Here is an 8,047-nt window from a genome sequence, read left to right on the forward strand (position 1 = left end):
GCGCGAAAACGGCTTTACGCGCCGTGGAATACTGGGTGTGATCCCTTGTACCCCTACGGAAACGGCAGCCAGCCCATGGCCTCGGTCAATTCCCTCGCTTCCACGCTCCAGCAGCAGCTGGCGGACGCCCTGACGGCAGCACTGCCGGAAGCCGGCACCGCGGACCCGCTGCTGCGACGAAGCGACCGGGCCGACTTCCAGGCCAACGGCATCCTGGCCCTCGCCAAGAAGCTCAAGGGCAACCCGCGCGAGCTGGCGTCCAAGGTCACGGCTGCGATCCCGGCGGGCGGCCTGATCAAGGAGATCGAGGTCTCCGGTCCCGGCTTCCTGAATGTGACGCTCTCCGACAGGGCGATCATCGAGACCCTCGCCGCGCGTGACGCGGACGACGAGGGCCGGCTCGGTGTCCCGTACAACAGCGCCGCGGGCACCACGGTCATCGACTACGCACAGCCGAACGTGGCCAAGGAGATGCACGTCGGCCACCTCCGTTCGGCGGTGATCGGTGACGCGATGGTGCAGATCCTGGAGTTCACGGGCGAGACCGTGGTCCGGCGGCACCACATCGGCGACTGGGGCACCCAGTTCGGCATGCTCATCCAGTACCTGATCGAGCACCCGGGCGAGCTGAACCACGAGGGCGACGGCGGCACGGCGGACGGCGAAGCCGCCATGTCCTCCCTGAACCGGCTCTACAAGGCCTCGCGGGCGCTCTTCGACTCCGACGAGGAGTTCAAGGCCCGGTCCCGGGACCGGGTCGTCGCGCTCCAGGCTGGTGACGAGGAGACCCTCGCCATGTGGCAGCGCTTCGTCGACGAGTCGAAGATCTACTTCTACTCGGTCTTCAACAAGCTCGACATGGAGATCCGCGACCCCGACATCGTCGGCGAGTCCGGCTACAACGCCATGCTGGAGGAGACCTGCCGCATCCTGGAGGAGTCGGGCGTCGCCGTACGCTCCGAGGGTGCGCTGTGCGTGTTCTTCGACGATGTGAAGGGCACGGACGGCGAGCCGGTGCCGCTGATCGTCAAGAAGTCGAACGGCGGTTACGGCTACGCGGCGACGGACCTCTCCGCGATCCGCGACCGGGTCCAGAACCTCAAGGCGAACACCCTGCTGTACGTGGTGGACGCCCGGCAGGCCCTGCACTTCAAGATGGTCTTCGAGACGGCACGCCGGGCCGGCTGGCTGAACGGGGACGTCAAGGCCGTGCATCTCGCCTTCGGCACGGTGCTCGGCAAGGACGGCAAGCCGTTCAAGACCCGTGAGGGCGAGACGGTCAGGCTGGCGGACCTGCTGGACGAGGCGATCGACCGGGCGTCCACCGTCGTGCGCGAGAAGGCGAAGGACCTCACCGACGAGGAGATCGCCGAGCGTGCCACGCAGGTCGGTATCGGTGCGGTGAAGTACGCGGACCTGTCGACGTCGGCCGCCCGCGACTACAAGTTCGACCTGGACCAGATGGTGTCGCTGACCGGCGACACGAGCGTGTACATCCAGTACGCGCACGCCCGGTCCCGCTCCATCAAGCGCAAGGCGGGCGAGCTGAAGTCCCAGCCGCACCCGGAGCTGGAGCTGGCCCCGGCCGAGCGCGCGCTGAGCCTGCACCTGGACCAGTTCGCCGAGGTCGTGGCCGAGGTCGCCGTCGCGTACGAGCCGCACAAGCTGGCCTCGTACCTCTACCAGCTGTCGTCGCTCTTCACGACGTTCTACGACCAGTGCCCGGTGCTGAAGCCCGAGGTTCCGGGCGATGTCGCTGAGAACCGCCTCTTCCTCTCGGACCTCACCGCCCGCACCCTGCGCCAGGGCATGGAGCTGCTCGGCATCAGGACCCCCGAGCGCCTCTGAGCCCCGTCCGCACACATACGCACCCGGCCCGGTGGCTGTGACCAAGAAGCTGTTGTCCAACCCCCGCTGGGCTCGGAACGCCTGGCACCTGGCACGGCCGCTCGCCGCGTTGCCGAAATGCCCTAAGAGCTCCTTCCCCAAGCTCTCAAGGAGCAGGGGAGACCCCATCCGAGGACACTCCGGCGCCTTGCGATCGACCGCACCAGACGCCCCGAGCTGATCCAGCGGGGGTTGGACAACAGCTTCTTACTCCTTGGTCACCCACTGGGCCGTGTCGTGCCGGTAGGTGTACGTCGGCCGTGCCTTGATGCTGCTCGTACGGAAAGGCTTCCCACCGTCGTCGATGCGCAGCGTCCCCTCGCGGCCGCCGCTGCTCCAGTCCAGCTCCAGGTACCAGCTGACGTCATGCCCTTCGACATGTACATCGAGGTCGAACACCTCCACATCGGTGGAGGTCACCCGGAACGGGAAGTCCTTCGGCGGCACCCGCTCGTCCCCCTGCTGCCCCGCCACCGGCGTGACGGCCGGCTGGCTGTCGTCGAGGTCGATGTCGAAGGACTGCGGCGTGATGCCGCTCCCGCAGCCCTCCCCCATCGAGTACGCCGACCATTGCAGCGGCGCCTTCCGGAACAGCGTCCGCACGTGCAGTCCCTGCAGCACGACGGCCTCATCGGACTTCCCCTGCACGGCGAGTTCGAGCAACATCTGGCCGCCGTCCACCCCGCCGAGCGCCCTGGCCCAGCCGCGGGTGTCCTGCGGCGGGGGAGGCGGGGGTACGTCGTTCGGCTTCTGGTCCAGCACGTAGTACTGGCCGCAGGGCTCTTCCCAGTTGTACGAGCTGATGGTGGCGCTCAGGGGCATGCCCCCTCCCGTCTGCGGACCGGACCCTGCTCCCGCTCCCGAGCCGTGCCCGGTGGACGCGGAGACGGAGGCGCCCCCGGCCGGCAGGGACGGGGCGCCCGCAGCGCCGGACTTGGCGGGCTTGCCCGACGGATGCGGCGTGCTGGGCAACGCGGACACGCTCTCGTCGGAGTCGGGCCGTGCGGGTACGCCGTCCACGGCGGGAGCATTGCTGAGATCGCTGAGGCCGCTGCTGTCCGTGCCCGAGAGATTGCTGACGATGGTCGCGGTGGGCACGGTGAGCGCGACGACGGCGACGGCTGCGAGCAGGACGCGCGTCCGCGGGGAGGACCAGAACTTCCGGGGCCGGCTCGCCTCGGCAGTCGCGATCTCGGGCGCGGGCGCGTCGTCGTCCTTGCCCTCACCTGCGTCCCGCTCCCCGGGTGAAGCCACAGTCTCAGCTGCGGCCGCAGCCGCGGCTCCCGGCTCGGGAACGGATTCGGAATCAGAAACGGAATCGGGAGCGGGAACAGGAACCGGAGCAGGAACGGAATCGGGAACGGGAGCAGGACGCCGTCTTGCCGCATCGGCCACGATCCACCGCCGGTGCAGCTCCACCAGCTCGTCCGGGCTCGCCCCGCACAGCCGCCCCATCCGCTCCACCGGCGCGTACTCATTGGGCACGGCGTCACCGTTGCAGTACCGGTGAAGGGTCGACGTGCTGACGTGCAGTCTTCCGGCGAGTACCCCGTAGCTGCGCCCCGAACGGTCCTTCAGTTCCTTCAGCAGAGCCGCGAATTCCTCGGCTTCCGGCGTCGCCACTACGGCGTTCCCCCTCCTTGTTCGTCCCGGAACACCGTTCCAGGGACGTGGAATCTGCCCAGGTCACAGTACGCGCAAGCATTCCAGCTTCCCCAATAGCCCGTTCGGCGTTGCGACCGGAATCCGCGGTCCCGCAGTCTGTGACCACACCGCAGAGACCACCAGGACGACGCAGTGCGAAACCATTTCCGCATCGAGTTGATCGATGCCGTGGCAATCGGCGTAGTGATCGTGTGCACCGCGATCGTCATGGTCCTGATCTGCCACCACTGACTGAACAACTCACCAACACACGGGGAGCACCACCACCATGCGCAGCAACCGCATCCGCACCACCGTCCTCGCCGCGACCGCCCTCCTGGCCGCCCTCTCGCTCACCGCCTGCAGCGACAACGCCAGCGGGGACAGCAGCAAGGCAGGAGCGGCGGCTCCGGCAGGGAGCACCACCGACCAGCAGTCCCCGGCCGCCACCACGCAGGACACGGGCAAGGGCAGCAAGGACACCGACAGCGCGACGTCCAAGACCCCCGCCGGGAACACGGCGGCCAACTCCAAGGTCTCCACCTCCGGCACGGGCGGCCAGAAGAGCAACACCAGCGCCACCGGCAATAGCAGCAGTTCCCCCGTCACCTGCACCGGCGACAACACCAAGGTCACCGTCAGCAAGGTGAGCCGCCCCATCAATCACCTGCTGCTCACCGCGACCAACACGGCCTCCCGCCCCTGCTACGCGTACCACGCACCGGCGCTCCGGTTCGACGACGCCCAGGCCGCCTTCCCGGTCCTCCGCGACAGCAAGCCGCAGGCAGTGGTCACCCTTCAGCCGGGCGAGTCCGCCTACGCCTCCATCGGGCTGTTCGGTGAGTCCGACGGCAAGGACCTGAACAAGAGCGAGCACCTGACGGTGTACTTCACCGGGAGGAACGACTCGGGCTCCACGGGCTCCCCGGCAGAACTGACGCTCCCGGCCGACACGTACTGGGGCAACAACGGCTTCGTCACCTACTGGCAGAGCGACATGGCCGACGCCCTCACCTACTGATCACATCACACAACAAACCGCCAACTCGTCGCCCCCCAAAGGCAGTAGATCGTAGGATCGGGATCTCGAAACCTGAAGGGGGGACGACATGCGGGCATCGGCAGCCGCAGCAGCGCTGGTGCTGATCACCGGCTGCGGCCAGGCGGCGGAGTACCGCACCCCGGACAAGGAATCCAGCAGCCCCACCTCTTCGCCGACCCCGTCGGTGAACCCGTCCTACGGCAAGCTGTACCTCGCCGAGAACGAGTGCGCCGCCCCTGAGTCCGGCAAGGAGGGCGTCTACCGCGAGGTCCCGTGCGGCGACTCCAGAGCCGTCGCACGGGTCACCTACCGGATGGAGGCCGGTAACGCCGAGCCGTTCTCGGCCACCTCCTGCTCGGAGACCACCGACTTCGTGATCGACGTGCCGATCAGCCTCGCTTCCCTGGAAGGCACCCAGGCGTCGGGCGAGGGCTACGCCTGCATGCGCAATCTGAAGCCTCCGCACCCGGGCGACGTCGGCGGGGGCGGCGGCCCCAGGATCGAGGTCGGCGACTGCGTGCACAGCGACGGGAAGGCCGGGGACGTGATCACGGAGGCCGCCTGCCGGACCAAGGGCAAAAAGGACGGCGCGACCCACAGGATCATAAAGATCGTCGAGGACAGGTTCGTGGGCGGCTTCAGCGACCCGTGCGACTACAAAGCCGACGCCGTCTTCACCGATAACCCGATGTTCGACTCCGACCCGACCAAGAACGACCGCGTCCTGTGCGGCAAGAAGCTCTAACGGCCTGATCCACTCTCTATCGTGCACCAGGCCGTAAGCGGACATTCGCGGACGAGATCAGGCGGAGTGCCGTGCGCGGGTCAGCCCACGCTGATGGCTTCCAGCATCGCCGCTGCGACATGATCGGCGGCGTTGCGGTGGCCCCGGGCGTTGGGATGGACGAGGGCTGGCTGGTCAGGGACTCGGGTGAAGATGCCTTCCACCCACTTGCCGGTGTCGCAGACGCTGTGGTTGCGGGAGGAGTCGTAGAGGTCGACGAAGCGGGCGGAATCGTGTGCGCCGACCGACTTCTCGATGGCCTTGTTGAGAGGCTCCAGGACGTCGGTGCGCAGCCAGTCCAGGTCGCCCTGGGTGATCGGGCCGAACTGTTCCAGGTTGTTGTACCGGCACTTGGAGGTGTCCTGGGGGATGACCGTGGGGTAGCCCACGGTCAGGATCTTCGCATGCGGGGCCCGCTCGTGAAGCACGGTGAGCATCTTGTCGTAGTCCCGGCTCACCTTGTTCAGCCGGCTCGGGATGTCGTCGGCGAGGTCGTCCCGGCAGGGGGTGCCCACGCCGCCGCTTCCCCCGCCCAGTTGCAGGCACTGGAAGACGAGGTCGGCGAATCCGAGGGTGTTGCCGCCGACGCCGACGGTGATCATGTCCGTTCCGGGGCTCACCGCTGCCGACTGGGGAGGCACCGCGGGGAAGGGGTAGTCCGGGTCCTCGGAGAACGGCGGCAGGTGACGGCCGATCGGCTCCTGGGCCCTGAAGGTGACGTTCTCGATCGTGGCGGCGCCGCAGCTGACGTTGGCCAGGTCGAAGAGCGCACCGAGATCGCGGTCGATGACCTGCGGGTAGGACTGGTCGGTGCGCTCGCAACCGTCGCGAGGGACTTCGAAGGTGTCGCCCGCGGCGGGGATGACCCCGGCGGTGTAGGAGTCGCCCAGGGCGACCCACTGGTGGGCCGCCGCCGCGGCGGCGGGTTGCGCCCCGGCGGGTTGTGCGGGCGCGAGGGCGCCTGCGGCCAGAGCTGCGACCGAGCTCAGCAGGGCCAGACGAGTGCGGAAGCTTGCCACGGATCCTCCAGGGATGCGGTTTTGGCGTCGCTTGACCCTAAGCGAATAGCTACTTAACGCAATAGATTCGATACGGACAGTCACGATTTGATCGGTGGACGCGCACTTCGACCAGCTCGGATCCGCGTGGCGACCAGTCACGCCCGTTCTGCAGCAGACCTGGCTCAGTACCTGCGCGTCACAGAGAAGGTTCTTGATCGGCTGCTCGATCTGGGCTCGACGGACAGACTCTCAATGGCTGTCTTGTTTCGATCTTCAACGGCAGCTTCGGCGACACGGAGCAGCTGCGCCAACTGCGGGCGTGTGCCACGCTTCCCGGCATCTGCTTCCAGGTCCTACCGCTGAGCAGCCGTACCCACGCGGGGCTCTCTGGCCCCTTCACCCTGCTGGAGACACCAGACTTCCAGCGCGTCTCCTTCTCCGAGACGCAGCGCGGCACTGTGCTCGTCTCCGACCCCGACGAGGTCAGCATCCTCGCCCAGAAATATGCGATGCTGCGAGCCCAGGCCCTCAGCCCCGAAGGCGCCGTGGGCCTGCTGGACCGTCTGCTGGGAGAGCAATGAGCACCGCACGTGAGTGGTTCAAGTCCAGCTGCAGCAGCGACGAGGGCGGGCAATGCCTCGAAGTCGCCTACGAATGGCGTAAATCGAGCTACAGCGGCAGCGAAGGCGGGCAGTGCGTCGAGATCGCCGCGCACCCCACCGCCATCCACGTCCGCGATTCCAAGACCCCCGACGGCCCCACCCTCACCGTCGCGCCCACCACCTGGACGGCCTTCGCCGGCTTCGCCGCCGACCAGCACCTCGTCTGAGCCCACGGGAGGGATACCACCACCATGGCTGTCATCCACCGCACCACACTGAAGCCCACCAAGCTGGAACTCCTCGCCACCTGGCTGCCCGCGCAGCCCTGGTACCGGGGCAAGGCAGGACAGCAGCCGGAGCTGGCCAGGACCGGCGGATTCCGGCTGGACGACCCGGAGGGCGAGGTGGGAATCGAGTTCATGGCGGTCACCGACACCTCGGGGGCCCAACCGGTCACGTACCACGTGCCGTTCAGCTATCGCGGCGCACCGCTCGAGGGTGCCGACGAAGCGCTCATCGGCACCCTCGAGCACGGGGTGCTGGGGCAGCGGTGGGTGTATGACGGGACGCGTGACCCGGTCCTCGTCGCCCAACTGTTCGCGCTGATCGTCGGCGAGGCCGAGCCGCAGATGCAGGGCGTGAGCGACACCCCCGACCCGTCCGTCACCGCCCGGTTCGCCGAGTCCGACGTGAAGGCGGCGATCGCCTCCACGACCGCGACCGACGACACGGACGGCACGGATCTCCTCGTGGAGACGGCAGCCGACGGACGGCGGCTGACCATCCGCATCAACCGTGTTCTCCAGCCCGGCCAGGCCACCGAGGGGAAGCCACTCGGCCACGTCACCGCGGACGCGCCGCTGCCCGACGGCACGACGGCGCGCGCGGTGTTCGCCGTCGTGCGCCGCACACAGCCGTAGCAGTCGGCTGCGTTCGTCCGTAGCAGTCGGCTGCGTTCACCCGCCGGGCGGCGCGCGGGGTGTGATCCGCGCCTAGGGCGTGTTTCGAAAGTCCCGTCGTCCGCCCGAAGGGCGGGCCCCGCGGCGTCTGGTGCGTGCGATCGCAAGGCGGAGGGTCGTCCTCGTAC

The 8,047-nt window shown here is 68.1% G+C and carries 7 protein-coding genes and 1 pseudogene; 6 read left to right on the forward strand and 2 right to left on the reverse strand.

The features are described 5' to 3' along the window. The first annotated feature begins 75 nt into the window (after positions 1 to 75). Positions 76 to 1,848 (forward strand): arginine--tRNA ligase, encoded by a 1,773-nt coding sequence (gene argS / locus ABT115_RS25735; protein ID WP_351794238.1) that lies wholly within the window; start codon positions 76 to 78, stop codon positions 1,846 to 1,848. A gap of 246 nt (positions 1,849 to 2,094) precedes the next feature. Here argS and ABT115_RS25740 read toward each other — a convergent pair whose 3' ends face one another. Next, positions 2,095 to 3,510, reverse strand: a complete 1,416-nt coding sequence (locus ABT115_RS25740) for a helix-turn-helix domain-containing protein (RefSeq protein ID WP_351794241.1) — start codon at positions 3,508 to 3,510, stop codon at positions 2,095 to 2,097. Between the two features lie 310 nt (positions 3,511 to 3,820). Between ABT115_RS25740 and ABT115_RS25745 the strand changes: the two genes are divergently transcribed. Together ABT115_RS25745 and ABT115_RS25750 are read left to right on the forward strand one after the other, a co-directional pair. Continuing rightward, positions 3,821 to 4,552: a DUF4232 domain-containing protein gene (locus ABT115_RS25745; RefSeq protein WP_351794243.1), complete on the forward strand. Its 732-nt coding sequence runs from the start codon at positions 3,821 to 3,823 to the stop codon at positions 4,550 to 4,552. Between the two features lie 88 nt (positions 4,553 to 4,640). Continuing rightward, on the forward strand, positions 4,641 to 5,318 hold the full coding sequence (locus ABT115_RS25750) for a hypothetical protein (RefSeq protein ID WP_351794245.1): 678 nt from the start codon (positions 4,641 to 4,643) through the stop codon (positions 5,316 to 5,318). A gap of 80 nt (positions 5,319 to 5,398) precedes the next feature. Here the strand turns inward: ABT115_RS25750 and ABT115_RS25755 are convergent, their stop codons facing one another. Further along, positions 5,399 to 6,376, reverse strand: coding sequence for an SGNH/GDSL hydrolase family protein (locus tag ABT115_RS25755; RefSeq protein ID WP_351794247.1), 978 nt, complete (start codon positions 6,374 to 6,376; stop codon positions 5,399 to 5,401). 278 nt (positions 6,377 to 6,654) lie between these two features. On the opposite strand from ABT115_RS25755, the pseudogene ABT115_RS25760 reads away from it, so the two are divergent. From ABT115_RS25760 to ABT115_RS25770, 3 genes and pseudogenes are all read left to right on the forward strand, one after another. Beyond that, a pseudogene (locus ABT115_RS25760) lies at positions 6,655 to 6,939 on the forward strand (Scr1 family TA system antitoxin-like transcriptional regulator); the annotation flags it as partial. Next, entirely contained in the window at positions 6,936 to 7,187 is a 252-nt protein-coding gene (locus ABT115_RS25765) for a DUF397 domain-containing protein (RefSeq protein ID WP_351794250.1), read from the forward strand. The pseudogene ABT115_RS25760 and the gene ABT115_RS25765, both read left to right, overlap by 4 nt. Positions 7,188 to 7,211: 24 nt before the next feature. Then, positions 7,212 to 7,880, forward strand: a complete 669-nt coding sequence (locus tag ABT115_RS25770; protein ID WP_351794253.1) for a maltokinase N-terminal cap-like domain-containing protein — start codon at positions 7,212 to 7,214, stop codon at positions 7,878 to 7,880. Positions 7,881 to 8,047 lie beyond the last annotated feature (167 nt).

The organism is Streptomyces sp. NPDC001832 (assembly GCF_040297265.1).
Lineage (GTDB): Bacteria > Actinomycetota > Actinomycetes > Streptomycetales > Streptomycetaceae > Streptomyces.

Coding starts and splice junctions, on each gene's coding strand:
- argS (WP_351794238.1), top strand. CDS start 76: ATGGCCTCGGTCAATTCCCTCGCTTCCACGCTCCAGCAGCAGCTGGCG.
- ABT115_RS25750 (WP_351794245.1), top strand. CDS start 4,641: ATGCGGGCATCGGCAGCCGCAGCAGCGCTGGTGCTGATCACCGGCTGC.
- ABT115_RS25770 (WP_351794253.1), top strand. CDS start 7,212: ATGGCTGTCATCCACCGCACCACACTGAAGCCCACCAAGCTGGAACTC.
- ABT115_RS25745 (WP_351794243.1), top strand. CDS start 3,821: ATGCGCAGCAACCGCATCCGCACCACCGTCCTCGCCGCGACCGCCCTC.
- ABT115_RS25765 (WP_351794250.1), top strand. CDS start 6,936: ATGAGCACCGCACGTGAGTGGTTCAAGTCCAGCTGCAGCAGCGACGAG.